The sequence below is a fragment of the Streptomyces sp. NPDC048142 genome (genome assembly GCF_043202835.1).
Classification (GTDB): Bacteria; Actinomycetota; Actinomycetes; order Streptomycetales; family Streptomycetaceae; genus Streptomyces.
On record NZ_JBIDBC010000089.1, the window covers coordinates 1 to 1,282 of the forward strand.

The window sequence follows — 1,282 nt, forward strand, 5'->3', positions numbered from 1 at the left end:
CTGAGCTTGCTCCGCTTTGACGGACACCATTGGTGTGGTGGTCAGGCCGCGAGCGCGGTCTCGTACTCGGCGGGACTGCGGTAGCCGAGGCTGCTGTGCAGCCGCTGCAAGTTGTACCAGCTCTCGATCCACTCGAAGATCGCGGTGCGGGCGAGAGCCCTGCTGGGCCAGGGCTTCGTGCCGAGCAGTTCCCGTTTGATCGTGGCGAAGAAGGACTCGGCGAGGGCGTTGTCCCAGCACTGTCCAGTGCGGCCGAGTGATAGCCGGACGTCGAACTCGGCTGCCAGGGAGGCGAATTGCTGGCTGGTGTACTGGCATCCGCGGTCCGAGTGGAAGATCACCGGACGGGTGGGGCGGCGCCGTCGGTAGGCGGCTTTGAGGGCGTCGGCGACCAGGTCGGTCCGCAGATGATCAGCGGTTGCCCAGCCGACAACACGGCGGGAGGCGATGTCAATGACGGTGGCCAGGTAGAGCCAGCCTTGATCGGTCGGGATATACGTGATGTCGCCGCACCAGCGGATGTCGAGTGCGGCCGGGTCGGGTGCGAAGTCGCGCCCGATGAGGTCGGGCCTGGCGGCGGCCCGCGGATCGGGGACGGTGGTCAGGTGTCGCCGCCTGCGGTGCCGGCCTTGAAGTCCGGCGTCCTGCATCAGCCTGGCGACGCGGCGACGTCCGCATCTCTCGCCCTCGCGTTGCAGGACGGCATGGACGCGCGGGGCCCCGTAGGTGCCGCGGGAGTTCTCGTGGGCTTCGGTGATCTTCTCGGTCAGCTCCAGGTCGCGGACCGCGCGGGGGCCGGGAGTGCCGTTGCGGCGGGCGTAGAAGGCGGTGCGGGAGACCTTGAGCAGTTCACACGCGCGCTTGACATTGTGGTTGCTCTGCTTCTCCGCCTCGATGAACGGGTGCACCGTCACCGGGTCTCCTTCGCGAAGAAAGCCGTGGCCCGCTTGAGGATGTCGACGTCCTCCCGCAAGCGGCGGTTCTCCCGCCGCAGCGCGGCCAGCTCCTCGCGCTCGCTGCTGGTCAGCCCGTCACGCTCGCCCGCGTCGACCTCTGCCTGCTTGACCCAGTCCCGCACCGCGGTCTCGGTCAGATCGAAGTCCTTGGCTATTTGACCGACCGAGCGGTCACCGCGCCGGCACAGCTCGACGATCTCGGCCTTGAACTCAGACGTGAACGAACGGCGAGGGCGAGGCTTCTTCTTCCCCATGCTCTCCATGATGGACATCCTCCCGGGGACGAACCCCTGATCTCGAATGTCCGTCAAAGCGGATCAAGCCCA

General features: G+C 67.3%; 2 protein-coding genes. Both read right to left on the minus strand.

The window, feature by feature from the left end; genetic code table 11:
• Positions 1-41: 41 nt before the first annotated feature.
• Positions 42-914, minus strand: a complete 873-nt coding sequence (locus tag ACGF2Y_RS36645; protein WP_032759651.1) for an IS3 family transposase — start codon at positions 912-914, stop codon at positions 42-44.
• Positions 911-1,219 carry an IS3 family transposase gene (locus tag ACGF2Y_RS36650; protein ID WP_032759650.1) on the minus strand — a complete coding sequence of 103 codons (309 nt, stop codon included), beginning with the start codon at positions 1,217-1,219 and terminating at the stop codon, positions 911-913. The genes ACGF2Y_RS36645 and ACGF2Y_RS36650 overlap by 4 nt, the downstream gene beginning before the upstream one ends.
• Between the last annotated feature and the right edge of the window lie 63 nt (positions 1,220-1,282).